We start from the raw sequence: 25,162 nt of genomic DNA on the forward strand, positions 1-25,162 counted from the left end.
ATCTTACCTGCTATCCATCGACCCGTTTATGAATTCCATCAGACTTTCGTATTGCCTGCGATTGAAAAGATTTTCAGTGACGTGCATCTTTTTGTCGATGTAAGGAAGCCTCTTTGACTTCATCATCTGCCGGCTCATATCCAGGGAAAGGATATCTTCGCGAAGATCGCGAGCATAGCTGGCAAGGATATGGTTTCTTGCAGGCAGTCGACCGTTTTCAAAAGCGGCTCCGGGCAGGCCATCATCGACGACGGGCAGAATGACGGCGCTGACCTCGGGATCAAGGGCGGCCGAAGCGGCACAATCGCCGTCAGTCAGGCAGAGCTGCAGTAGCGGCCGACGCACAGGGCGGTGCTGTAGCTTACAGTGACGCTGCTCTGCACAGGAACGAAGTTCTTCTATAGAGTAGGATTGCAGAAGCCTGGAAACGGCATTCTTCTCGATAATAGACGCAAGACGCTCATTCACATCGCGGCCACGAGGGCGTAGAAACATGGCAAGGGCCACCGAAGCATCTTCAGAAACCTGCGAAAAGATACGCATATCAAAAAGCACTCTGTTGCGTTCCGGATTCGACTCCGCATCTTCCATCCACATGACCGTACGGGCAGGCTTTTGTGGAAAGCGGATCAAGACCTCGCGCTCCACCTTTGATCCCGATCCCGCCGAAGGAGGCGCCAGAATGCCCGGACCGGCTACAGGATTCAAACGGCAGGGCGTTCCCGAACATGCCTCCCGCAGCTCTATCTGGAAGCTGTATAACCCCGGACCGAGCCTTTTGACGGAATCGATCTCGGCATGTTCTTCAATCTGATACCGGCGCAGCATGGCGAAATACGGCCCGTACATTCCGCCTGCGCTGCGCACAACGGCGATACCTAGTCGCAGGATTCGCGAAGGCGCTATGCCGTCGGCCCGCAATTGATCAAGGACCAGCCGCGTTTCACGCGCACGCAGGCCGAAATTCGCTGCCATGGCTTCCAGTTCCGGTGTGTCATCTCGCTCTTTGCGCAGGCGATCAAAAAGCCTTCCAAGACTGCTCGGTTGATGCAGTCGATCCTGCCAGATATATGAATTCAAAAGCACAAGCGCATACGTTCGGTCCATATCCAGCGGCATGCGCGGGCGAACGATCAATCCGCAGTTCTGTGCGTTACGATAACGAACAGTGATAGGAACACGCCGACGATAACTCATGTCGTACAGAAACAGCGTATCGGACTCTTTCTCGGGAATGAGATCCTCTCTCAAATTGCAGGGAACGGGAACATAGTAATGGCTGCGCGGACTGAAACCGTCGAAGACAAGAGGAATACTCAGAGAGTTCTCTTTGAATAATCGCGCAGACGGCGTATCTCCTGGCAGGCGGTAGCTGCCCGTTTCAAGGTCTTTCCTGAAAAGTAGATCGGTAGGCAGCAGATAGGCATCCGCATCCAACCCGGGCAGAAAGCTTTCTTGAAAGGAGGCGGCTCCAGAACAACCGATGCAAAAAAGGCAAATAAAAAGCGCAGAACGAAGGTTTACTTGTTTTCCCGATAATAAAAGCCGGTACATCCCATTATCTTTCGCTGGATTTTTCTTGAAGAGTATAAAAAATAATTGAACTGTAAAGGTCATCCTGCTATCCAAGAATTCGAAGGGATCATGCCCGCAAGGCTGCCCTTCATTTTCGTCCATTTCAAGGAGATCAGTACATGAAGAAAATCCTCGCCCTGAGTGTCATCGCTCTTTCCATCGGCCTGGCCCAGTGTGGCGGTGGCGACTCCCGCCGGGATGCTACCACTGTCGGTGAAGCCGGCTGGGTATTTGAAGGCTGGGCTTGCGCTCCCGATGCTGCGCTTGCAAAACAAGGCCAGAGCCCTGCAGAATACTGCACCGCTGAAAAGCCGAAAGATTACCTCTATATGAAGTTCTCTGCCGCTGCCTCGCAAAGAGCCATCGATAGCGGCCGTCTGGCCATGATGATGTCAACCTGCCGCGACGCTGCTCTCACGCAGATCAAAGGCGACGGTCTGTCGAAAATCATCGGCGACTTTCTCGAGCAGGCTTCGGGCGTATCTGACGGTCAGTCGACTGGCGTTGCCATCGTTCGTCAGAGCCAGGGTCTGATCCGTGGCGCCGGTGTATATGACTGCTGCGCTATCGACAACGATACAGGCGCCTGTGTTAAACCCGGTGAAAAAGAAAACTGGGAGCAGTGTATGTGCGTCGGTTACATGAAGTTCCCCGGCGGACAGAAGGCTTTCGAAACGCAGGCTGAGAAGGCTCAGGCTCAATAATCCTGACTCTATGTTTGCTTCAAAAGGCGGAGTTGAAAAGCTCCGCCTTTTTTGTTTGGAAGCGCTCCGGCCGTGAGATGCTTTGTTTATAGTATTCTTGTGAGTTTTCGAGTAACGGCATCGACGCAAACTGAGCAATAAACTGCCAGCTCCATGTTCAGAAGAAACCTGCAAAGAGATTGCCTTTCTTCTTTTCCCATTCGGCATAGTATTGCATTCTCAGCAGACCCTTCTCGGCGTAATCGTTGCGATGCGTCGTTCCTTCAGCGCGGCCCGTGTTATGAATGCGAAAACATGCCTCCCAGTCCTTCTTTACGATCTGCGACAGATAATGACGTTGCATGTAGGCGATACTCCAGAGAAGATGATACTCTCCAGATAGATCCTGAATCGAACATCCCAGATCCAGGCAGTGATACCCCATGATCTGAGTCAGACCGTAGCTGGTCGCCAGCTCGCGCAGCTCGGCATCTGATAGCATGCGGATCCTTTCAGCGGGCAGGCGTCCGAACGAACGCCCCTGATTCTTCATTTCAAGAAGTCTCTGGTATACCTTTGGCTCAAAGCGCCGACTATCACGATTACCGGGCGGATGGCTCTCAAGCGAAATGAGAGCGGCAAGAAAAGCGGCCGGTATCTCTGTACCGTCGACGGCCGCTTCGATCTCGGGATGCAGGCGATGATAGATGTGGAGCATCACGGCATCATCCTGATTGCGCGGACATCCGGCCAGGAAAACGAAGAACAGAGGGATCAGGAATCGCAACTTTCGAGAGAGAGGCATGAGTCTGTCAGGCTACGGTTGCTGAAGGGAGTTCAAGGTTTTTTTGATCTTCTTGATGTACTGCTGCGTCTCTTCAAACGGAGGAACTCCTTTGAAGCGATCGACGGCTCCGGGGCCGGCATTATAAGCCGCCAGCGTACGATCAAGATCTCCGTATCGACCGGCCATCTGCTTCAAGAAGCGAATGCCGCCTTCGAGATTCTCGGACGGATCATGCGGATCAACGCCCAGCATTTCGGCCGTCTGCGGCATGAGCTGCATCAATCCAATAGCGCCTTTCGGCGAGACGGCCTTCGGATTACCGTTGCTTTCGGCCTTCACGACAGCACGCACCAGATCGGGAGAGACGCCCTGCTTCTTCGATTCTTCCTGGATGAGCTGCTCGAGCATACCCGAGAATAAGACGGGTTTTTCGGGCGAAACTGCCGCCCTCTCAGACTCTGATGTGGAGGATGTGTTCAGAGCCGGTTCCACCGCGGGGCGAGGCTGAAAGCGATTGTGGATTTCCTGAATGCGTTGATCAATCTGCGTGATACGATCCGAAATCATGATTATGTCTCGGCAGAATTATTGAAATGCACAAGGAAAAAAACTCATTGATCGTGATGAAAAACCGATAACGATGCCCCTTCATGACAGAAAATCCATACGCTCCCTCGCAGGCCTCTCTCGCCGATACGATTCATGCCGACCAGGTGCGCCCGCTTCCGCTGTCGGGTGGCGAGATTTTTTCCGGCGCCTTTCGATTGATGGGCGAGAATTTCTGGGCTCTCTGTGGCATAGGCATCCTCTGGTATCTGATCTCTATCTTTGCCGTAAACTCCTTCGTCGGACTGATCGCAATACCGCATCTGATGGCCGGGCTGGCGCTTGTCGGTTACCGATTCTACCGCAAACAGGGAGCGCTGGAACATCTCTTTGATGGTTTCCAGAAATTCGGGCCCGTACTTGGCTTCGGACTCCTGCTGATGGTCGCTTCGTTCGGAATGCTCATCCTGTTCGCAATGATCGGCGGTGCTATGGGCGCCTGGGCGGCATCAACAGGGCTTGAGCTCGAACAGCTCTTTGAAGCGGAATTGCCAATGGCTGTCGGAGGGACCATCATCGCCGTTCTCTTGATGATCTACGTCTATCACTATCTCGCGGGTCGCCTGATTCTTGTGTTTCCTCTTATCGTCTATTTTCAGCATGGCATCGGGTCGGCCTTCTCGGTCTCCTGGAAAGCGACGTCGGCAAGCGCACATGCCATCGCTCTTCAGCACATGCTCTTCGATTTCGTGTTCTATTTTCTTGGCTTTTTACTGCTATGTATCGGCGTCGTTCCGGCCTTCGGTTTGATGATCGCCTTTCGAGGAGCCGTCTGCGGTCCTCTGCTCGATCATCTCTACCCGGAAGGAGCTCCGCTTCTTTCGCCTGTAGCAAGACAGCCCATCGGCCCACCTGCCACCGCGCAGCAAACGTCAGCGACCGACGCTCAGCCCCCCTCAGGCCAAACGTCTCCACCAACGACGACGAATACCGATACGCCGATCCCGAGAGACGATGATCGCTTCAAGCCGCCTTCGTTCCCCTCGGGCCCGAACCCTTACAGCTGAGGCTATTCTCCTGACGAATAGTGTTCGTGCAGATGTATGTCGTTCTCTGTCGCGAAACGCAGAAGTATCTCGCGCCAGATCTGATCGGTCAGGATGCGACGGTTCTTCGGCTCGCACAGATGGCGGATCGTTAACAGAACCGCTCCGCCTCTGTACTCGACGTAAACGATCGGTCGAACTCGGTTAAACTTAATCAGGTAAAGGTCTTCGGATCTTTTCAGTCGTTCGTCATCGACAGAGATGCGTTCAAGCTTTTCGGCGGCGATCGATTCGATGATAGCGAGCGCCTTCTGCCAATCGCTCTTAAGCGTTACCGGCACGCGTATCTCGTTCCAGTTGAAGGCGAATTCCTTGCTGGCATTGGATAGCGGTTGCGTGAGCAGCGCAGAGTTCGGGATGTGAACGACCCGCCCCGTACTCTGCCCTCCCAGCTTCGGATGCGCCGTTTCGATAATCGTAAAATCCATAAGCCGGATGTCGATGACGTCCCCATACAGGTCCATGATTCCAATGCGGTTTCCCACTTCGAAAGGCTTGCGCACGACGACATAAAACCATCCGCTGATGTTCATCAGTATCTCTTTGTTTACGATAAGGATACCTGCGCCAAAGATACCGATGATGGCGGCAATGCCCTGCAAAGAGGGAAGCCAGAGCGGCAGAGCGATCATCACAAAGACAAGAGCGGCAAGATAACCGGTGTTCAGCTTCCAGTGCCGGAACGAGACGCGATCCTTGAGACGACGCCGCAAAAAGCGCAGAGCGATCCATCGCGCGAGGACGATCACCGCTACGAGCACTGACGTATAAAGCACATTCTGGAAAACGACCTTCTCTGAGAGGGCCGATAGGATGCCTGTCAACAGCTCGTTCATCATCTCCGAATGCTATGGCAGCGATTCGCCGTCAATCAGGAGCCTCGCGTTTTCTGTTGACAGAACTCTCCATAATCGATTGAATGCGGCCATGACTCAGTCATTCCTTCGCAAAGCCCTTAAAATTGCCGGGCTGCTCCTCGTCACGGCCTCAGTATCAAACTGCGGCTACAATCAGATTCAGGTTCAGGACGAACAGGTGAATGCCGCCTGGTCCGAGGTAGTGAACCAGTATCAGCGCCGTTTCGATCTGATCCCGAACCTTGTCGAAGTCGTCAAAGGTTATGCCAAACATGAAAAAGAGGTTCTGACCGCCGTTACCGAGGCCCGCTCGCGTGTGGGTTCCATTCAGGCAACTCCCGAGCTCGTCAACAATCCACAGGCCTTCCAGCAATTCCAGAACGCTCAGGGAGAACTGACCGGCGCCCTTCAACGACTGATGGTCGTCGTCGAAAACTATCCCGATCTGAAAGCGAACGAAAACTTCCGCGATTTACAGGCACAGATCGAAGGGACCGAAAACCGCATTACAGTGGCTCGCAAACGATATATCGAATCTGTGCAAGCTTATAACACTACGATTCGCGTCTTCCCGAACGTCATCACCGCGAAAATATTCGGCTATCAGACGAAGCCTAACTTCTCCGTAGAAAATGAAGGGCAGATCTCCAAACCACCTGCCGTGAATTTTTCGAACTGACCATGCTGCGTCTGATCAAACATTTCTTTTCGGGCAAGTGGCGTATTCGATCCCTCTTTCCCGAGGCCTCCATGCTGGCGATCCGTGACAGGATCGCCTCGTCTGAAAAGAAGCATCGCGGCGAAATCGTATTCGCCGTCGAGCCCTCGCTGGATCCCCGCGAAATCATCGCCGGCAAGACGCCCCGCGAGAAGGCCGTCGAAGCGTTCTCCAATCTTCGCGTATGGGATACCGAAGAGAACAACGGCGTACTCATCTATCTTCTGCTCGCCGATAACGATATTGAAATCCTTGCCGATCGCGGCGTGCACCGAGCGGCCGGGCCCGAGTTCTTTGAGCGTATCTGCCGCGAGATAGAAGAGGCCTATCGCAAGGGCGATTTTCTGAACGGCACGCTGAGCGGCATCGATAGCGTTTCGCAGAAACTCGAAGAACTGTATCCTCGCGACGGGCGGGTCGATCGCAACGAACTGCCCGATCGTCCGGCTGTCCTGTGAGTCTATCATGCATCCATTGCTGAGACGTATTTTTCGTACCGCCGTTCTTACCATGCTGATCATGAGTCTGCCACAGCTGCTCATGGCGCAGATTCCCGTACCCGAGCTGACCGGGCGCGTCGTCGATCTCAGCGGAGCGCTCTCTACCGAAGAGGTGCAGCTGCTTGAAAAAGAGTTAGCCGAACTGGAAACCCGCAAAGGAAGCCAGATCGCAATTCTCATGGTCTCAACCACCGACGGAGAGGTGATCGAGGATTTCTCCATGCGCGTGGCTGAGGCCTGGAAGATCGGCCGAAAGGGCACCGATGACGGCATCCTGATTACGGTAGCAAAAGACGATCGTAAGATGCGCATCGAAGTCGGCTACGGGCTGGAAGGGGTTATCCCCGACGCCACGGCAAAGCGTATCATCAGCGAGCAGATGGCTCCGGAGTTCCGAAACGGTAACTTTTACGCCGGCCTTCATGCCGCCGTTTCTACAATGACGCGTCTGATCGACGGCGAAAAGCTTCCACCCCCTTCGACAGAAGCCTCGTTTGATGAAGACGATGGAACGCTGGGCGGAGGCTTCTTCTTCGGATCGGCCATCAGCTCCTTTGTCATGCACTGGTTTCTTCCTACTCCGCTGGCCGTCATACTGGCAGCCCTTGCCACGTGGATCGTTTCGATGTTCTTCGTGGGCTTCTCTTTCTCCAATCTGTTCATTCTCTCTCTGGCAGCCGTCATCGGCGTGACCTGGTATCGCTTTCGTGGCGGCGGAGGCAGCAGCTCCAGTGGCGGATGGTCCAGCTCGGGCAGTAGCTCGGGTGGCTTCTCAGGAGGCGGCGGCAGCTTCGGAGGCGGTGGATCATCGGGCTCGTGGTAAGCGGTTCATCGGGCTCAGTGCAGTGAAACCCCTGCACCATACATTCAACGGAAACAGGAGCTTTATGAAACAGAAAACAATGTTATGGGTCGTAGCGGCGATCATGCTCTTCTTCGCCGCATGCGACAAACGAAAGGATCCGGCCAGCGTCATCGACGACTCTCTGCGATGTCAGCTTTTCGGCGAGTGTCAGGGCAATACGACGTTCGGCATGGTAGGCGATAGCTGGACCGATTTCGCTCTTGGCCTGCCTGTTCTCGTCGACCTCTACGACCAGTTAACCGAAGTGCATGGCTATCGCATCACCGCCTCAAACCTCGCCGGACTGACCCTCCGTACAGAATGGGAAAGCCGCCGCGGTTTCGAGAGAGTGATCCATAACGGCGGACCGAACATGCGTTATATGCTGCTCAGCCTTGGCGGGAACGATATGATTGCAAGCGAAGGCGAATACAGCAACATCCCCGAAGATATTGCCGACGTCCGCCTTGCAAATTACGAATCACGACTTCGCTTGCTTATTATGAACGGCGACCTGCTCAAGCAGTCGCTTTATGGCGGTGAGCCGCTCACGTGGATCATTCATGGTTATGATTACCTGAACCCGCTGAAAGAGAATAGCTGCGTCAATGATTATTCGCAGGGGCCGAGTTCAATTACTCAAAATCAATTGCCGGAGTATATCATTACACAGTTCAACGCCAGGCTTCAATACCTGACGACACAGATTCCCAATCTGCGTTATATCGACGCAAGGGGCACTCTCGGCGGGCCTCCCTATTCCGATGCCAGCCTTATGTTCGACTGCATTCATCCGAATAACGACGGCTTCGCTCTCTACGGCGCTGCCTACGCCACTCGCCTTGATCTTCTTACAGGAGGAGCACGATGAAAGGCAAGATTCTTCTCTCATTCTGCACCATGCTGATCGCCGCACCGGGCGCTCTGTTTGCAAGATCCGATGATGTGAATGCGCTACTTTACGACGAGGTGCGCGTGCAACGACAGATCGGCGCCGGCTTCAACTTTCAGGAGCGACGCGAAGAAGACGACGTCTATCAGCGCACACGACAGATCTCGCTGGTGGGCGAATGGGCGTTCGTTCCCTGGTTTTCTCTGTATCTGAAAGTGCCGTATGCCGACCTCGTGCGCACCGATCGCGCGAAGGTCGATTACTGGGAGCATATTCGCCTCGGCTTGAAGTTCGAAGGCGGATGGCAGAAGTTCGGATTCGTCGGAGGACTGTACGGCGACCTCTCCAGAGGACATAATAAGGTGGGCGATGTCGCTCACGATATCGGTTACCTTGAACCTTATGCCGGCATGTATCTCGATTTCGACATCTTCTATATGACAGGAGCGGTGCGCTGGAACACCGAAACGAATCCGAAGCTACGCGAAGAGGACGATCAGGAGTTCCGCAGGCGCTGGTTTTACGATCTTTCGCTCGGTCTGCGACTGCGCCCGGTGACGCTTTCCGTCGATTTGCGCTACCACAACCGTTACGATCCCGACGATCAGATCAAGAAATACCTTGAGATAGCGCCGGGGCTCGACTGGCATATCGGCTCGGGCTTTCATCTCGGCGTGGCGGGCATTTTTTATACGGCATCTGAATCGAAAAATCGCGGAGCGCTGATCTCCTTTCGAAAATTTATTGACTGAGGAATCCGGTACCGCGATACCATAGGCGAGCCGGCGCGGGCCGGCCAGAGAATCCTGTTGAATACTGAAATGGTCTCAACAGGATGATTTCCAGCGGACGCAGAGCCGCAAAAATTGGGTGCTTGAAAAGGCCACAGGGCTTTTGCCGGCATGCCATCATTAAAAAGGAGTTCTTTCATGGCCGTTAACCTGAACCAGACCCTTCTGGGACCGAAAACCGTTCTCAGAGACAATACCGTCTTCGTAGATGAAAAGCTCATCATCGAAGGACAGGTATTTGCAAGAAAGATTGATGCCGGTAACAATCCGGTCATTATCGGCGCCGGCGCCGAAGTCATCGTTGAAACGGAAATCCTTGGCAGTGAGATCGTCGTACTCGGTCGCGTAAAAGGCGAACTGAAGGCGAAAAACGAGATCATAGTCAGCGAAAAAGGCTCTGTTGAGGGAAACCTGACAGCTCCTAAGATCAAGCTCGACCCGACGGCAAGCGTCTCGGGCGTTCTGCGTCACTGATCGTTTTATAATCCTGCTTTGCCTGATGCCGCCCATAACGGAGCGGTGCAGGATGGCGGGCCCACCGCTACGGCCGACCGGATCTGAAAAGGTCCGGTTTTTCCGTTTAATGCCCTTTCTACCCGGATCGATCGCTGAAACCAGAGGGCCTGGCCTATTCCATGAAAGCACACGGCCTGCCAGAATTACAGTTGCCTGTCAGTATGACAGATCCACATCCCTGAAGCCCCTCTCGCCATCAGGAAAAACGGCATCTGCCTGGAACAAAAATTGCTATGTTCTGATTTCGAGAAAGAATTTATGAAACACGTGATTCGCTATACAGATCAGAACATCACCGAGATCGATCCGGCGGAAATCCCCGAGATCGTTCCGCTCATCCCTCTTCGCAATGCCATCGTATTTCCTGGCATCATCCTGCCCATATTCGTGGGCCGCTCTGAATCGGTGCAGCTCATCGAACAGCACGGCAAACCGGGCTCGCTAATCGGGCTTTTTACGCAGAAGAACCCCGAGGCCGAGACGGTAAAAGGCGAGGATCTCTTTCCGGTCGGATCGCTTGCCGAGATCCATCGCGTCCTGCCGATGGGCGAAGGCGGCTATCAGGTCTTTCTGCAAGGCGTGCAGAAGATCGAACTCGCAGAGATCGTGACGGATGAGCCCTACCTGAAAGCGCGCATCAAGCCGGCTTTCGAGGTCGGCGATATCGGCAACGATGAATTCCTCGAATTCCAGGCTCACGTTATCCGTTATATCGAATATAACCCTGCCATCCCCGACGAAGTGATATCTTTTATCAAGCGCATTACCAACGCCGCTTCGCTCGCCAATCAGGTCGTCTTCTTCTCGGGCCGAACCATCGAAGAAAAGATTGAGTTCCTGACGCTGTCTTCCGTTGCCGAGAAGATCAAGCTCGTGCAATCGTATCTGATCGACGAAACGCAGCGGCTTGTTATGGAGAAAGAGGTGCGCGAGAAGGTCGAGAAAGACGCCTCAAAGATGCAGCGCGACTTCTATCTTCGCAAACAACTCGAAACGATCCGCAAAGAACTGGGCGATTCCGAGGAGTCCGACGCCGACGAGCTGGAAAGACAGCTGCGCGAGATGACGCTTCCCGAGCATGTTCGCAAGGCAGTCGATAAAGAGCTCAAGCGATACAAACGTCTCGCCGAGGGGCCGCAGGGCGGAGGCATGGAGGCGTCGCAGATCCGCAACTGGCTTGATCTGATCGTCGAGCTTCCCTGGCCCCAGGTTAACGAAGGCGATCGGGCAGCCGCTGCATCCCGCGTAGAGAAGCTCGATCTTGCCGAAGCGCGCCGCATCCTTGATGAAGACCACGAAGGCCTGCAAGAAGTAAAAGAACGCATTCTCGAACACCTCGCCGTCGAGAAGAAGGCCGGTCCTTCGAAGGCTCCGATCCTCTGCCTTGTAGGACCGCCGGGCGTCGGTAAGACGTCCCTTGCACAGTCGGTGGCCCGCGCCCTTGACCGCAAATTCGTAAGAGCGGCCCTTGGCGGCGTGCGCGACGAGGCCGAGATACGCGGACATCGTCGCACCTATGTGGGCGCCCTTCCCGGAAAGATCATCTCATCGTTCCGCAAGTCGGGATCGGTGGAGCCCGTCTTTCTTCTCGATGAGATCGACAAGCTCGGAGCGTCGTATCAGGGCGATCCGGCGGCCGCTCTTCTTGAGGTGCTTGATCCCGAACAGAATCACGGCTTCGAAGATCATTATCTCGGTCTCGCCTACGACCTTTCGCGAGCACTGTTCTTCTGTACGGCGAACTCCCTTGAGACGATTCCCGCACCTCTGCTCGATCGCATGGAGATCGTATCGCTTTCGGGTTATACAATGGAAGAGAAGATCGCCATCGCCGAGAGACATCTTATTCCGCGCATCCGCAAAGATCTACAGCTCACCGAAGAGCAGTTCTCTCTCGATCGTAAAACGATCGCTCGCGTGATCGAGGATTATACGCGCGAAGCGGGCGTGCGCAGCCTGAAGCGCAGGCTTGAGTCGATCGCACGCAAGCTTGTTCTTAAAGTCGAAGAGAAGAAAGAGGCCTTTTCGGTCAGCGAAGCGTCGCTTGTCGAGCTTCTTGGCAGGGCGAAGTATTACAGAGATCGGCGCGAATTCAACGGTATTCCCGGAGTGGCCACAGGCCTTGCATGGACTCCGGTCGGAGGCGACATCCTCTTTATTGAAAGCACGGCCTTTCAGGGAAAAGGAGGCCTGAAGCTTTCGGGCCGACTGGGCGATGTAATGAAGGAATCGGCGCAGGCCGCCTTCTCGTTTCTCAGGGCCCATGCAAGCGAACTGAATCTGAACGAAAAACTCTTTGAAGAGAAAGACGTCCATATCCATATTCCTGGAGGAGCCGTTCCAAAAGACGGGCCATCGGCCGGCGTTACGCTGCTTACGGCGATGACGTCGCTTTTCAGCGGCGTTCCCGTCGCCGAAGATATTGCGATGACGGGCGAGATATCGCTGCGCGGACGCATCCTGCCCGTCGGCGGCATCAAAGAAAAGGTGCTCGCGGCGCGAGCGGCCGGCATCAATACCGTGCTTCTGCCCGAGCGCAATCGAGCGGACTTCGAAGAGATTCCCGAAGCGATTCGCGAAAACATCGCGGCTGAGTACTACTCTGATATGATGCAGCTTCTACGGCGCACCGTTCCAGCGGCCTTCGAAAAGCGAAATCCCGTCGACTCTCGCGACGGCTGGTAAGCCTTCTGCAAGGCAGATCTTCTTTAATGTTGAGTTTTCTGCGTCGATAGCCCCGACGCAGAGATTTTTCCTTGACCGATACACGCTTTTACCGTCAGAAAGAATGCTCTTTGCATTTTCCTGCGGCCTTCATCTGCATTTTGAGATGAGGTCGCAGCGACAGCAATGAGAAAAAGATACTTTCCTCGGGAGAAGCACATGTCCGAACCGACAGATTTTTTTGGCAAGATGAAGGAGTCGCTGAAAGGCGTCCTTGTGGGGATCATCCTGATTCCGGCCTCCTTCGTTATCGTCTTCATCGCGAGTCAACGCGAACAGGCATCAGAGGTGCTTGAAGGCGCCATGCCTTTTGAAAAAGCAGCAGAGGCGGCAAAAGAAAAAAAGGCCGTATATATGACCGGTAAGCTCCAGGCCGAACCCATCGGCGACGGCTACCTGAAGCCCGGCCCGTACCTGAGCATCAACAGAACGGCGCAGATGTACGCCTATGTTTCTAAAGAAGAAACGAAAGAAGTAGAGAAGAACGGCAAAAAGGAAAAAGAACCCGTTTACAAATGCGTTGAAGAATGGACGAGCAACCCCGGCAAAGCGGACGACGGCAAGGGCTGTCGCGACGAAGGCAAAAGTAATCCGGGCCAGACGCTCTCTGATTTCAGCACAGGCGTCACGCCCTCGCTTATCTTCGACGGGAAGACGTGGCCGATGGCCGACAGCGTCGGCTATACAAATATGCCGGGTATCGACCTTTCTGCCGATAAGCTGAGCGGCTCGTACACGGTAGACGGCAGCTATCTCTATACCGACTCGACATGCAACACGACGAGCCCGCGTATCGGCTGCGAGCGACTCAGCTATTCCGGAACGTCGTATGATCCGGCCGGCGAATACACGGCTCTCGGCACGCCAGGAAACGGACGCATCGACGGCTTTGTCGCCGATAGCGGAGACAGCTATCTGCGCGTTGGGCCCGGTAAGGTCGAGCAGGTCATGGAGAGCTTGAATACGGAAGACTCGATCATGACAATCGTCCTCTTCGCTGCCTCCGTTCTCTGCCTCGGTATCGGCCTCAGCATGCTTGTCGGTCCGTTCCTCGAACTGATCGAGTACATCCCTCTGATCGGAGGATTCGGCGCAGGCTTGATCCGGGTTATCCTTTTCATTTCGGCCTTTGTCGTGATGGGGCTTTCCTTCCTGCTGATCGAATACTGGTATCTTGTACTGTTGCTGTTCGTCGTCGGCATCATCGCCGCCATCGTCATTGCGAAGAAACGCAAGACAGCGGCAGCCTGATTCAGAGAGCTCATGCAGATTTGATCTGCATTGTCACTGACGAAAAAACCCCGCCTGCAAAGGGCGGGGTTTTTTGCGACTCCAGTGCGATTCCGACAGTGAAGGATCAGATTCCGGCTTCGGGCTTTGTGCTTGTCGGCTGTCCTGAATTATCTTCGAGGATCTCGACCGGCTTCTTGCCTTTATGAAAGCGGAAGCGCAGTTGCGTATCGAGCTCATCGTCGAAGCGCATCTCACGAGCGTCGACGGTATCGCGATGCCACTCCTGAGGAACGCGGAAGTCAAAGATCGGATGCAGATTCTTCGGCATGATATTCGGATTCTGTGACCAGTTCATCTTCACGCCGTGCAGCGAAGGAATCTCACCGGCCTTATCGTCGATCTTTTCGGTTTTGCCGAACTGATTGCTCAGCGGATAGTTCGCGTAGGGATACTTGAGTGCGAAGATGAATTCGGCGTTGATCTTCGCCTTGCGGCATAGCTCGATCACCTGTCTGTAGATCTCGATACGACGATTCACCATATCGATCGTCGTACGCTGATCGGCATCAAGGTGAGCATCGAGACGCAGCGCCTTTTCGCGCGCCTGACGAGCAAGACCGAGATGCTCGTAGCCCTTCTCCATGTTCTTTTCGATCTGATACTTGTTCACCGCCCAATGATAGTTGCGCGGATCGTAGCGACGCACGTCATACTGAATGTTGCGATTCTTATGAAAGTCCCGGCGCAGTTTGGAGTTCTGACCGAAATCCATCGAAATATCGACGACGGCCATATCGTTCGGGTCGTTCGGATTCAGCTTCTCGACCGACTGACGCATCATCAGCTCGGCGCGGTCGATATAGATCTGGCTGATGGCCTCAAGCAGCTTGTCCATCGTCTGCTGGGCTTCCAGAAAACGGGAGTAGGAGTTGACAAAGTTCTTTTCAAAATAATAGACAAGGCCTTCCTGATACAGACGCTTCGCTTTACGGTACATCTCGACGTTTTTGCCGGGATTGGTGCGACGCTGCTCGGCGTTCTGCGGCATGCATTCGGGCATCGGATCGCAGGGGAAGTTGTAGACCATCGGCCGCAGCTTGCGCAGTGAGATGATCAGGCTGTCCCGCTGACGGGTCGCCTTTTCGGCAACGGACTGAGCCTCAAGAGCGGTGGTACCGAGGATGGCCCCGAAAATGGCGGCAGTGATGATATAAGATCGGGCTCGTGGTAATAGGACTCTTTTCAGTAAAACTCGTTTCATAGGAAAATTCTCCTGAGAATTCAAATAATATATCGGACGTCGAGGAGTCCAACGTGATATGCCGATATAAAAAAGGCAAAAGATAGAAATCGAAAAAACGACTTTTCAATTCGCAGGTTGCCGAAAAAAGCAGCCTGTTAGCAATTCCCGGGCCCTATTCGCCCGGATTGGAGCGCAGGATGCTTGGAGGACAGAAGAAAATCGGCCGGAACATCTCATTTCGCAGCAAGGACCAGTCCCGCTGCCCCGTATGCAACCATACCTTCACCCGCGAGCAGCTGCTCACAGGCGGCGGACGCCTGATCGCCGGCGATCTGTCGGTGGAGTTGCGTCGAGGCTACAATGAGTCCCGCAAATTCGGCCGTGTGATTCCGCTCATCTATCCGGTTGTCGTCTGCCCGCAATGCCTGTTTTCTTCCTTTCAGAATGATTTCAATACGGTCGATGCCGGCGCCCTTGACGGTCTGAAACGAACGACGATGAACCGACGCACGGGTATCGAAAAGATCATCGGGCCCATTGATTACAACGAAGACCGCCATCTCGTACATGGAGCGGCCTCGTATCTTCTGGCGATCGACTGCTATCAGCATCGCGGCGTGGACGTCGCCCCCACGCCGAAGAAGGCCATCTGCTCGATGAGAGCGGCCTGGCTTTTCGGAGATATGAACGACGAGTTCCCGAGTATGGGATTCGATAAGATCCGGGATTTCATGTATTTAAAGGCCGTGCAGTATTACCGTCCCGTTCTCGAAATCATGAGTCGCGGAACCGAACCGCATGACCAGTTCACATCGCTGCTCGGTCCCGATACCGATAAGAACTGGGGTTTTGACGGCGTCATCTACCTGAACGGTTATCTGACATACAAGTATATCGATGCGATCACGAAAGATCAGGCCAAACAGATCAAGTATCTCGACGAAGCAAAGCGCTATCTTGGCAAGCTTTACGGTATGGGCAAATCCTCTAAGTCGAAGCCATCGATCATCATTGATCTTTCCAAAGATCTATACGATGAGATCAACGGCAAGCTGCAGTTGCTGACCGGACAGGGAGAGGCCGTTTCCTGAAAAAGATGGTGCGACGGCGTTACGCTCTGACGATCGCCTATGACGGTTCCCGGCTCTTCGGCTTTCAGACGCAGAAAGACGGCGAAACGGTTCAGAGTCGACTGGAAACGGCGCTCAGCGTCTTGCTGCGCGAAGAGATCAAGATCCAGGCGGCCGGACGTACCGATTCGGGCGTGCATGCGACCGGACAGGTCGTTTCTTTTCGCACATATGCGTTGATCGAGGAATCCGACAGTTTTCTGCGTTCCATTGACGCGCTTGCAGGCCCCTCCGTTCAGGCAGTGAAGTTTCACGAGGTGCCTTACGACTTTCATCCGCGCTTCGACTGTGTGGCCAGAGAATACGAGTATCTGATTCATCAGGCACGAACGCCTTCGCTGTTTATGTCGCCTTATACCTGGACCGTCCCCGACTCCCTTGATCTGGAGGCTGTGTTTCCCGAACTGCTCGCCTTGCAGGGAGAGCATAACTTCGAGGCCTTTACAAAGCGCGCAAATCCCGAAGAGAAGAAAGAACGCTATCTCGATCATATCGCCCTGCAGCGACGTTACGATCCGGTCGGAGGCGCTACGCTTCTTGCGCTGACGATACGCGGGAACGCCTTTTTGCATAACATGATCCGCATCATCGTCGGAAGCTTCGTTGATCGCGCCTCCGGACGACTGAGTATGTCGCTTCCGGATATTGTGAAAAGCAGAGACCGCATCCAGGCCGGACGCACCGCTCCGCCACAGGGACTCTACTTTCGAGCCGCGTATTATCCCGATGTTCCCGACCTTCACGGTATCGGGCTGTCGCTGCTCCGTGATTATCCCGTCTTCGGGAACAGCCTTTTCAAGCAGAAGCTGCTTCGCCTTCAAGATAGTCTGCAATCAAATACATAGAGGGCTCCTGAAGTGCTCCTGTCTCTTCTCGAACGAAGGCTGTCAATCATCGGAGTCGAAGGCTGCTCAGGAATTAATCTTCCTTTACATATCTATACGATTCCGTACGAATCGTGCGGGTAAAATCGATAGACTTCTGCTTTCCGGATCGAATCCTGGCGTACCCCATAACAGGTTTCCATACAGTGGTAGATTTTCGAACAGCTCTCCGTCGCCAGCCTTTGCTTCTGCTGCTTGCCACCGCTATCTCTGTGGCCGCTCCGGCCGGCCTCAGCGCGCAGAACTTCAATGAAGAGCTGAAGATGGAGGCCGGCTTCTGGATGGGTGGTTCGTTTCCCGTTCCGGGAACGCCGGCCGACGACGTGCTCGATTCAAACCTCGGTGCGGGCGGCTTTTACAGACTGTACTGGCCGAGCCCCTTCCTGCTCGAAGCCGGGTTTTCCTACGCCGCCTACAAATCGCAGAGCACACAACAGCTGATTACCGTGCCCGTATATGCGGCGATCGCATACCCGCTTCCATGGATACAGCGCTTCAGCGTTTTGCTGAAACTTGGCGCCGGCGCCTCCTATCTTGAAGTGCGTCCCGTAAACCGTAGCGGCTGGGACCCTATGCTCTACGGTGGATTTGAATTCTCCATCCTTGCTGCCCGACGTTTTCGCGTGGGGCTTCGTATCGACGGCTATTATATTTACGAAGAATTTCGCTCCGAACCCAAAGAACTGAAGTATCTGCGATACATGCAGGGCAGTTACGACGATCGCTTCTACAAAACAAAGGAGTTTGAGATATACAATCCGGCCTTTTACAACTTCGGCCTGATGGTCTCTTTCATCATTTGAGCCATGAAAAGAACTCTCACAGCAATCCTTATTCTATCCGCCGTTTCATCGTTTTCAAGCTGCCGGAAGGGCGAGGAAGCTCTGGTCAGTCATCTGTTTAACCAGCGCATGCTCGTATTCCTCAAAGGTACGTACGCAACCGACTACCCGCTCGGATGGGAAGAGATCAACGGCAACGCGCTTTTCGTCGATGCCAGCGAGCCTACGGACGTGTCAGGGCTGCCGGCCTACGATGCTCTGCCCATATTCCTTGACGTCGGCGAGATCAGGCTTTCGACAAAGGGTTATCTGTCTACTCTCGGCGAGCTTGACGATGAGAAAGATGCCGAGAAATTCTGGGATGTACTTTCGCCGACACGACAGGTTTATTGCAGTCCTACTTTCGTCCTTTTAAACAACGATAATTCGTGCATCGATAAAGCCGGTTATATAAATTTCGTCGAGCTTTTCAACGGCCGAGGAGCGACCTATCCTTCGCGAGACGTCGGTCCTGGGGCCTATCAGCACGCCGGTGTCTATGTACGTACATTCTTCACCGGTCATCTGAGGCAGAGCGGTACGGCGCCTGTCGATACCGTTTACAAGGTTAACGGCTACCGTATGAACTGGATCCTCGGTTACGATCCGGGCATTGATGCTGCGATGCGCAGCGTTCTGCCGAGCCAGTGGTTTCCGCTACACCATACGACTCATCCGGGCATGCAGAATTCCATGTATGTTACGGGCGAGTACATTCCTCTCGGCATCGAGATTCGCTTTAACATCAAAGAGAATCTCATGGTTCACAGCTTCGTCCCTTCTGATAACTCTGACCCGGCGACCGTCGTGGGTATAAGCGACTGGCGAAGACCGCACACAAGCGAAATCGATATGGGCGGGAACGTGCTGACGCGGGCTCGTATCTTTTATCCTGACTTTACCAGAACGGTTCGCGTTTCGGGTGGAACAAAGGATATTCGCTATTATTACGCTATTTACTATCAGGGGGAATGTATCGACGGATTTGGTAACCCTACGTGCATCCGTGACCTGGATCAGCTTCCTCTGGCAGCGACGCCGGTTCGCGCCGGGAACGACAACCGTATGACTTACATCATGCCGGGAAGCTACGTCATTCAATGCCGTTATGACGCCGTCCGCGATGGTTATCCAGAACAGGTTCTCTCTGAAAAGAACTTTGAACTGCCGGCTGAACTGGGCGAATTCAATATATCCTGCGTCTGCGGCGGCGGCGCAAACGACTGCAGCTGACGATGAAATGCTGTAGTTGACCCAATCAAAAAAGAGGCTCTGCTATGATGCAGAGCCTTCTTCGTTTCATGGCTTAACAGCACTTTCACAAACTGCCTCAGGGCTATCTCGATTGAATCGTCGGATTCTCTTTTTCAAGCTTCAGACGCCGGCGAATTTCCTTCGCACGTCTGCGGTTCGCTTCAATCAATCGCAACGACTTCTCGGTAAACTCCTCGCTGTGTTTTCCCTGAAACATGCGCCTTGTTAACCTTTCCGGAAGAACGTACCAGCTTGCGCTCGAACTTACGTGGATCTCATTGGCATCGTTGAAAATCACCGCTCGCGTGTAAAGCCTGCGCTTTCGCACGGCCGTTAGCCAGGCACGTACATGAAACGCGGTATCCAGAGGCGTCGCCTTGTGATAGTTCATGTGCAGTTTTTCGGTCATCACGACATGACCGACGTGGAAACAGAGGCATCCCTGGGCCTCGTCGAGAAGGGTAGCCAGCATACCGCCATGTGAGAAACCCGGCGCCCCCTCAAAATGCTGTGCAGGCGTGTAGGAGAACCGCACTTCACCCGTTTTTTCGTCGAAGGTGAAGTCCGCATGGAGTCCTTTCTCGTTCTCCTCCCCGCATCCATAGCAGTTCGGGTGATGCCAGTCTCTTCCCGTCAGGCTGGCGCCCTGAAAATGGGACTGGTTCAGATTCATGCTGCCAGTTTTGGGTGAAGGGGCGTCGGGTCAATGTTCCTGACGATGCAGATCGAGCAGTATCCAGCCGTCATCGGTCTTCTGCTCATGACAGATCCACGACTCTCCAAAAAGTCGCATGAAGGCGTCTCGCGCCTCTTCAAGAACCCCTGAGACGACGAGCCTACCGCAGTTCAATCCGTCGATGATGCGTCGATACTCGACAAAGATGTTCATCGTTATATTGGCAAGGATAACGTCATAGCGACGACTCTGAATCTGCGGAAGATCCCATCCTCCTTCCAGTATCTCAAAACGATCCGGGGCGATTCCGTTCTCAAGCAGGTTCTCGCGCGAGGCATTGACCGCATTGCCGTCAATATCGAAACCGGTCGCGTACTTCGCCCCTTTCTTGAGAGCGGCCAGTGCAAGGATACCCGAACCACACCCCGCATCAAGCACCGTCTTTCCCTCAAAACAATGTGCGTCGATGAACTGCACCATCATCTGCGTCGTGGCGTGTCGTCCTGTTCCGAAAGCAAGGCCTGGATCAAGGTAGAGCGGAATGAATCCGTCCGAAAATTGCGCGATAAACTCGCTCTCTTTTGGCGTTCCGCGGTGCCAGTTGGGAACGACGCCAAAATGTTCTGACAGGCGAAGAGGCTCGTAGTGCTCCTTGTACGCCTCCATATAGTTCTGGCGGTTAACGGAGCTTTCGGCGATCACGTAGTCGTCAAAACCTATCGAAAGCAGAAGACTTTCCAGGTCCCAGCGCGCCATTGCGTATCCGGCGGGAAAATACAGCTTCATCACCGACCGATCAGATCTGAGTCCTTCTTCATAAAGGACCTCGAAATAACCGGTCATCTTTTCCAGAATGCCGTTGTCAAGAAGCGGAGTCACTTCAAGGGAACGTTCACGGGGAATGTCGAGGATCACCTCGATAAATACTTCGTCCTTCATGCGATGTCAGAAGGCCTCGTCACTTTTTTGAGATTCCTGTCCCGAATCCGACGCGGCCCCCTCTTCTTCGGGAGGAGGAGCGGGAGCGGTAGAATCCTTTGTAGAGGCCTGAAAATCCTCTTCGGATAACTCAAGAACGCCGCCGTAAAGATCTCCGTTCTCAAGACGTCTGCCCAGAACGTGAGCGAAGGCATACGTGTCCCGGATGATCTCTTTCATCTTGCGGCCGTTCATGAGTTTGGACTGATCGGCTTCGAGATCCATCACGAAAACGTCGTTTGGATTGAGCACGACTCTTCCGCCTTCCTTCATATCTTTCAAGAGGACGGCAAGCAGCTTCTCGATTCGGTTCATGTAATTCTTGATCGCCATGCGAACCTCTCGCCCCGTTTTGCCGCGGCGAGTTTCGAACATAGAGACCTTCTTCGCATGCTCCACATAGTTGCCCGTCTTCGAGCCTTCGTCGAGAGCCTTCCTGTACTCTATATAGTCGTGGTAGTAGGCGCGGAACATATCATGGCATGATCGAATATTCTGGTAGGCATCGGTCAGATCCTGCTTCAGGTTAACGCGCACTCCGCTCTGCACTATGGGCTCGAGCTGAAGGCGATTCGTCGTAAGAATGAAAGCGAACTGATCATCGAAAAACTTCAGCAGCATGTACGAGAGAAAGGCCTTATCGTGCAGATCGGCCTGGACGTATTCGTTCTTCGCATCGTAAGCCTCGCGAAGCTGTTCGGGTGTGCGACGGCGATGGAGGCCAAGCCCGTAATCAAAAAGCCGCTGCGCCAGCTCCTGCTTCTTGCGCTCCTTATCTTTTTTTGCCTGTTCTTCGGGATCGAGAGCCTCTTCTTCCACCTGCGACGCTTCTGCACCCGGCGTTCCAGACTCCGGCTTCTCTTCTGCGACGCCAGTCGCAGGCTCGACGGTGACGCCTCCCTGTGGAACCTGCACACGCAGATCGGCGCCAAAGCCGATCATCTCTTCAAAAAGCGGATGGCCGGGCCCTATATTCTTCATTTCAAGACGCTGCACAAGGAGCAGGATCTTTGGAAAGGCCTTGTCCATCAACAGCCGCCAGCTTGCCTCGATTCCCTTCTGCTTGGCTACGTAAAGATCGGCGGCCTTTTTCTGCTGTTTCTGCTGGATCAGAATACCCGTCTGTACCGACTTCAGGTAACTCTCGCGATAGGGCATTAGCGCATAGAGCTTGCGCAGAAGCGAAAAGAGCGGCACACGCATCGACTCAAGCGGCACCGGCCGAGGATTCGCTTCGCTGTACGAGGCGAGAAGCTCGCTTAACTCCTGGCGATCATAAAGAAGCCTGGCGCGGTTTACGAGCTCGATATAAAAGGGGTTCTTGAGTTCTTTCTTCATCGAACGGGCCACTTCTGCGTCGTTCACGAGAAGCTCGTTGCCCAGAATATTACATTCAATAAGCGCCTTGCGCAGTTCCAGGCTGAAGAAGGAGAGCGCCGAGGGCTGTACCATGGCGCTGCCGAACGGAGTGAGGCCCGCTATGGAACATCGAAATTTGATGCCCAGCCGAGCGAAGAAGCTTGATGATTCGCGTCGCATGGCATCTTTACGCTTTCGTTCAAGCGCCTGCCTCTCAAGCTCTCGAGCGCGCTGCTCCTTTCGCAACTCAGACGGAAGCTTAACATCAGAAACCGGCGCAGAACGTCCCTCTGACGGCGACTCCTTTCCGGAGCGCTTCGCCTCAGCCTGCTGCCGTCTCAGCGCTTTTTCGTCGAGAACCTTGCCGCCACTGGAGGTGAAGGTGCCCAGCAGTCGCTTGCGCTCCTCTTCCTCAAGGGCTTCGGAGCCGATAGCCTTCCGTGTTCTGTCGAACTCCATTTCATCCATATTCTTTATAAAGAATGGAGTTGTTGCTCAGCGATCAATCAAAAATCATGTCGGAGCATGACAGAAGGCAAAACCTTCGTCCCTTCACCGGAGCAGTTTCAGCACCTGCTTCCCGTACTCAGATCTGTCTGGCCTGTAGCGACTGAGCTGCGCGGTGCGGTCGTCTTCGGCTCTCGTGCGAAGTTCGCCGATCAGCGACGCAATGCCGACTGGGATGTCGGAGCCATCTATGCCGGTGAGCCTCCACAGCTGGAAGTCCCCGAGAACTGGGACCTCTTTCTCTGGTCTGAAGAACGATGGCAGGCGGGCTTCGCCCTTCAGGTGGAGATCGCAAAGCACGGCGTCATCCTCTTCGATCCCGACGGCATCATAGAAGAACGCTTCGCCATGATTCGCGAGAAGATCCTGCCTTTCTGGGGCGGCTACTTGAAACGATTCTGAGGCAATTTTGAGAATGGCTGAGGCAATGCCGGCAGAGTTATCTACGCGGCCTTACCTGCGTCGGCGCCGATTCTTCTGAACGAACGGAACGACCGTACTCTGCTGCGGCTTTTTATCACCGCCTTCAAGATGCTGCATCCAGTCACGCAGGGCGGCCGCCTTCTCGAAATCCAGGTTTTTCGCCGCCTCAAGCATCGCATTGCGGATGATCTCGATCTTCTCTCTGCTTCCGCGAGCTTTGCGAAAATCGAGCTCTTTCTCAAGATTCTCGAAGCTGCGATCCGCTTCTTCTTCGGTGAGAAACCGCGGCAGTATGTCGTCGATGCCTTTGCGGATCGTTTCGGGAGTGATGCCATGCTCCTGGTTAAACTGCTCCTGTATGATCCGACGGCGACGCGTTTCGTCTATTGCAGCCTTCATGGACGGCGTAATCGTATCGGCATACAGAATGGCGCGCCCTTCGGAGTTTCGGGCCGCACGCCCCATCGTTTGAATCAATGATCGCGTATTACGCAGGAAGCCTTCACGATCGGCGTCAAGAATAGCGACAAGCGACACCTCGGGTAGATCGAGGCCTTCGCGAAGCAGGTTCACGCCGACGACGACTTGATACAGACCCTTGCGCAGATCTCGGATGATCTCGACTCGCTGCATCGTATCGACTTCGGCATGCAGATAGGCGACGGGTATTTCAAGCTCGCGCAAATAGTCGGTTAAATCTTCGGCCATCTTAATCGTCAGCGTCGTCACAAGCGTGCGGTGGCCCTTCGCCATCTGCGCTCGGATCTCGGCAGTAAGATCTTCGATCTGTCCGGCGACGGGACGCACCTCCACCTCGGGATCAAGAAGCCCCGTCGGTCGGATGAGCTGCTCGACCGTCACCTCGGCGTGATTCGTTTCGTAATCGGCAGGCGTCGCCGAAACAAAGAGAATCCTCTCGGCCTTCTTCTCGAATTCGGCGAAATTCAAGGGACGGTTATCCAGCGCCGACGGAAGCCTGAAGCCGAAGTCGACGAGCGTCTGCTTGCGAGCCCGGTCGCCTTCGAACATACCCCGTACCTGGGGCAGCGTGACATGACTTTCATCGACGATCACCCAGAAATCGTCGGGAAAATAACTGAAAAGCGTGGCCGGCGTTTCGCCCGGTCCGCGACCCGAGAGATGGCGCGAGTAGTTTTCGATGCCGTTGCAGTAACCGACCTCCTGCAGCATCTCCATATCGTAGCGAGTACGCATCTCCAGTCTCTGCGCCTCAAGCAGCTTGTCTTTCGACTTGAGATAGGCAAGCTGCTGTTGCAGCTCTTCTTCGATGGCCTTAACGGCGTCTTTCAGTCGCGGAGGCGACGTAATAAAGTGCTTCGCCGGATACAGGATAATGCGATCCATACGATCGAGTACACGACCGGTCACAGGGTCGATGAACGAAAGCGATTCGATCTCGTCTCCGAACCATTCGACGCGCACGGCCTCCTGACGATAGGCGGGAAAAATCTCAAGCGTGTCGCCCCGTACCCGGAACGTTCCACGGCCGAAGGCGACGTCGTTACGCATATACTGAATATGTATCAGCCGGCGCATGATTTCGTTGCGATCGACGGTTAAACCGCGGTCAAAGATGACCATGCTGTCGCGGTAATCTTCGGGAGAACCGAGACCGTAGATACATGAAACGGATGAGACGATGATGACGTCGCGGCGTTCGAGCAGCGACGAGGTCGCCCGCAGCCTCAACCGGTCGATCTCGTCGTTGATGCTCGCATCCTTTTCAATGTATGTGTCGGAGCTCGGAACATAGGCCTCGGGCTGATAGTAGTCGTAGTACGAGACGAAATACTCGACGGCGTTCTCTGGAAAGAACTCCCGGAACTCGCGGTAAAGCTGAGCCGCCAGGGTTTTGTTATGCGTGAGAACAAGCGTGGGCTTCTGCACCTTTTCGATGAACGAGGCCATCGTGAATGTCTTTCCCGAACCGGTCACCCCGACCAGGCAGAGTCGATGCTTTCCGTTTTCGGCGGCTTCGGATAGGGTGCGAATGGCCTCGGGCTGGTCTCCGGATGCGCTGTATTCCGAGACAAGCCGTAATCTGCGATCATTGCTCATGTGTTTTTCCGTTTCATTGATAGGGTCGGCAGCACC

Annotated in this window: 24 protein-coding genes; 15 read left to right on the forward strand and 9 right to left on the reverse strand. The window is 54.3% G+C overall.

Features of this window, described 5'->3' with window-relative positions; all coding sequences use genetic code 11:
• Nucleotides 1-3: 3 nt before the first annotated feature.
• A complete protein-coding gene (locus LEPIL_RS15795) occupies nucleotides 4-1,437 on the reverse strand; it encodes a hypothetical protein (protein WP_143464769.1) in 1,434 nt (477 codons plus the stop codon).
• Nucleotides 1,438-1,694: 257 nt separating this feature from the next.
• Between LEPIL_RS15795 and LEPIL_RS15800 the strand changes: the two genes are divergently transcribed.
• A complete protein-coding gene (locus LEPIL_RS15800; RefSeq protein WP_002773936.1) occupies nucleotides 1,695-2,279 on the forward strand; it encodes a lipoprotein LipL21 in 585 nt (194 codons plus the stop codon).
• Nucleotides 2,280-2,436: 157 nt separating this feature from the next.
• On the opposite strand, the gene LEPIL_RS15805 is transcribed toward LEPIL_RS15800, so the two are convergent.
• Nucleotides 2,437-3,063 carry a hypothetical protein gene (locus LEPIL_RS15805; RefSeq protein WP_002773938.1) on the reverse strand — a complete coding sequence of 209 codons (627 nt, stop codon included), beginning with the start codon at nucleotides 3,061-3,063 and terminating at the stop codon, nucleotides 2,437-2,439.
• A gap of 12 nt (nucleotides 3,064-3,075) precedes the next feature.
• Complete coding sequence (locus LEPIL_RS15810; protein ID WP_002773940.1) at nucleotides 3,076-3,612, reverse strand: lytic transglycosylase domain-containing protein; 537 nt, start codon at nucleotides 3,610-3,612, stop codon at nucleotides 3,076-3,078.
• Between the two features lie 83 nt (nucleotides 3,613-3,695).
• Here LEPIL_RS15810 and LEPIL_RS15815 point away from each other — a divergent pair, with 83 nt between their 5' ends.
• Entirely contained in the window at nucleotides 3,696-4,658 is a 963-nt protein-coding gene (locus LEPIL_RS15815) for a hypothetical protein (RefSeq protein WP_002773945.1), read from the forward strand.
• A gap of 2 nt (nucleotides 4,659-4,660) precedes the next feature.
• Here the strand turns inward: LEPIL_RS15815 and LEPIL_RS15820 are convergent, their stop codons facing one another.
• Nucleotides 4,661-5,533: a mechanosensitive ion channel family protein gene (locus LEPIL_RS15820; RefSeq protein ID WP_002773946.1), complete on the reverse strand. Its 873-nt coding sequence runs from the start codon at nucleotides 5,531-5,533 to the stop codon at nucleotides 4,661-4,663.
• 91 nt (nucleotides 5,534-5,624) lie between these two features.
• Here LEPIL_RS15820 and LEPIL_RS15825 point away from each other — a divergent pair, with 91 nt between their 5' ends.
• The 8 genes from LEPIL_RS15825 to LEPIL_RS15865 all read left to right on the forward strand — a co-directional run bounded on the left by LEPIL_RS15825 (nucleotide 5,625) and on the right by LEPIL_RS15865 (nucleotide 13,790).
• The gene (locus LEPIL_RS15825; protein ID WP_002773947.1) at nucleotides 5,625-6,233 is read left to right on the forward strand and encodes a LemA family protein; all 609 of its coding nucleotides are present in this window, start codon (nucleotides 5,625-5,627) and stop codon (nucleotides 6,231-6,233) included.
• Between the two features lie 2 nt (nucleotides 6,234-6,235).
• Nucleotides 6,236-6,730, forward strand: coding sequence for a TPM domain-containing protein (locus tag LEPIL_RS15830; RefSeq protein ID WP_002773948.1), 495 nt, complete (start codon nucleotides 6,236-6,238; stop codon nucleotides 6,728-6,730).
• 7 nt (nucleotides 6,731-6,737) lie between these two features.
• Nucleotides 6,738-7,595, forward strand: a complete 858-nt coding sequence (locus LEPIL_RS15835) for a TPM domain-containing protein (RefSeq protein ID WP_002773952.1) — start codon at nucleotides 6,738-6,740, stop codon at nucleotides 7,593-7,595.
• A gap of 64 nt (nucleotides 7,596-7,659) precedes the next feature.
• On the forward strand, nucleotides 7,660-8,487 hold the full coding sequence (locus LEPIL_RS15840) for an SGNH/GDSL hydrolase family protein (RefSeq protein WP_002773953.1): 828 nt from the start codon (nucleotides 7,660-7,662) through the stop codon (nucleotides 8,485-8,487).
• On the forward strand, nucleotides 8,484-9,260 hold the full coding sequence (locus LEPIL_RS22430) for a hypothetical protein (protein WP_002773954.1): 777 nt from the start codon (nucleotides 8,484-8,486) through the stop codon (nucleotides 9,258-9,260). Before LEPIL_RS15840 ends, LEPIL_RS22430 begins: the two co-directional genes overlap by 4 nt.
• 177 nt (nucleotides 9,261-9,437) lie before the next feature.
• On the forward strand, nucleotides 9,438-9,773 hold the full coding sequence (locus LEPIL_RS15855; protein WP_002773955.1) for a bactofilin family protein: 336 nt from the start codon (nucleotides 9,438-9,440) through the stop codon (nucleotides 9,771-9,773).
• A 300-nt stretch (nucleotides 9,774-10,073) separates the two neighbouring features.
• Entirely contained in the window at nucleotides 10,074-12,500 is a 2,427-nt protein-coding gene (gene lon, locus LEPIL_RS15860) for an endopeptidase La (protein ID WP_002773956.1), read from the forward strand.
• 198 nt (nucleotides 12,501-12,698) lie between these two features.
• Entirely contained in the window at nucleotides 12,699-13,790 is a 1,092-nt protein-coding gene (locus LEPIL_RS15865) for a TMEM43 family protein (protein WP_002773957.1), read from the forward strand.
• Between the two features lie 106 nt (nucleotides 13,791-13,896).
• On the opposite strand, the gene LEPIL_RS15870 is transcribed toward LEPIL_RS15865, so the two are convergent.
• Nucleotides 13,897-15,033, reverse strand: coding sequence for an LIC11274 family protein (locus tag LEPIL_RS15870; protein WP_002773958.1), 1,137 nt, complete (start codon nucleotides 15,031-15,033; stop codon nucleotides 13,897-13,899).
• Nucleotides 15,034-15,212: 179 nt separating this feature from the next.
• Between LEPIL_RS15870 and LEPIL_RS15875 the strand changes: the two genes are divergently transcribed.
• The 4 genes from LEPIL_RS15875 to LEPIL_RS15890 all read left to right on the forward strand — a co-directional run bounded on the left by LEPIL_RS15875 (nucleotide 15,213) and on the right by LEPIL_RS15890 (nucleotide 19,083).
• On the forward strand, nucleotides 15,213-16,106 hold the full coding sequence (locus LEPIL_RS15875) for a DUF2225 domain-containing protein (RefSeq protein ID WP_002773959.1): 894 nt from the start codon (nucleotides 15,213-15,215) through the stop codon (nucleotides 16,104-16,106).
• A 5-nt stretch (nucleotides 16,107-16,111) separates the two neighbouring features.
• Nucleotides 16,112-16,990, forward strand: coding sequence for a tRNA pseudouridine(38-40) synthase TruA (gene truA / locus LEPIL_RS15880; protein ID WP_002773960.1), 879 nt, complete (start codon nucleotides 16,112-16,114; stop codon nucleotides 16,988-16,990).
• 185 nt (nucleotides 16,991-17,175) lie between these two features.
• Nucleotides 17,176-17,832, forward strand: coding sequence for an outer membrane beta-barrel protein (locus tag LEPIL_RS15885; protein WP_052608422.1), 657 nt, complete (start codon nucleotides 17,176-17,178; stop codon nucleotides 17,830-17,832).
• Nucleotides 17,833-17,835: 3 nt separating this feature from the next.
• Nucleotides 17,836-19,083 (forward strand): hypothetical protein, encoded by a 1,248-nt coding sequence (locus tag LEPIL_RS15890; protein WP_002773962.1) that lies wholly within the window; start codon nucleotides 17,836-17,838, stop codon nucleotides 19,081-19,083.
• Between the two features lie 103 nt (nucleotides 19,084-19,186).
• On the opposite strand, the gene LEPIL_RS15895 is transcribed toward LEPIL_RS15890, so the two are convergent.
• From LEPIL_RS15895 to LEPIL_RS15905, 3 genes are read right to left on the reverse strand one after another with little or no spacing between them, the layout of a single operon-like run.
• Nucleotides 19,187-19,777, reverse strand: a complete 591-nt coding sequence (locus LEPIL_RS15895; RefSeq protein ID WP_002773963.1) for a PaaI family thioesterase — start codon at nucleotides 19,775-19,777, stop codon at nucleotides 19,187-19,189.
• Nucleotides 19,778-19,807: 30 nt separating this feature from the next.
• On the reverse strand, nucleotides 19,808-20,719 hold the full coding sequence (locus tag LEPIL_RS15900; RefSeq protein ID WP_002773964.1) for a 50S ribosomal protein L11 methyltransferase: 912 nt from the start codon (nucleotides 20,717-20,719) through the stop codon (nucleotides 19,808-19,810).
• A gap of 6 nt (nucleotides 20,720-20,725) precedes the next feature.
• Entirely contained in the window at nucleotides 20,726-22,585 is a 1,860-nt protein-coding gene (locus LEPIL_RS15905) for a hypothetical protein (RefSeq protein ID WP_002773966.1), read from the reverse strand.
• Nucleotides 22,586-22,642: 57 nt separating this feature from the next.
• Between LEPIL_RS15905 and LEPIL_RS15910 the strand changes: the two genes are divergently transcribed.
• On the forward strand, nucleotides 22,643-23,026 hold the full coding sequence (locus LEPIL_RS15910; protein ID WP_002773968.1) for a nucleotidyltransferase domain-containing protein: 384 nt from the start codon (nucleotides 22,643-22,645) through the stop codon (nucleotides 23,024-23,026).
• Nucleotides 23,027-23,077: 51 nt separating this feature from the next.
• On the opposite strand, the gene uvrB is transcribed toward LEPIL_RS15910, so the two are convergent.
• Entirely contained in the window at nucleotides 23,078-25,126 is a 2,049-nt protein-coding gene (gene uvrB, locus LEPIL_RS15915) for an excinuclease ABC subunit UvrB (protein ID WP_002773969.1), read from the reverse strand.
• Nucleotides 25,127-25,162: the final 36 nt, after the last annotated feature.

This window comes from Leptonema illini DSM 21528 (assembly GCF_000243335.1).
Classification (GTDB): Bacteria; Spirochaetota; Leptospiria; order Leptospirales; family Leptonemataceae; genus Leptonema; species Leptonema illini.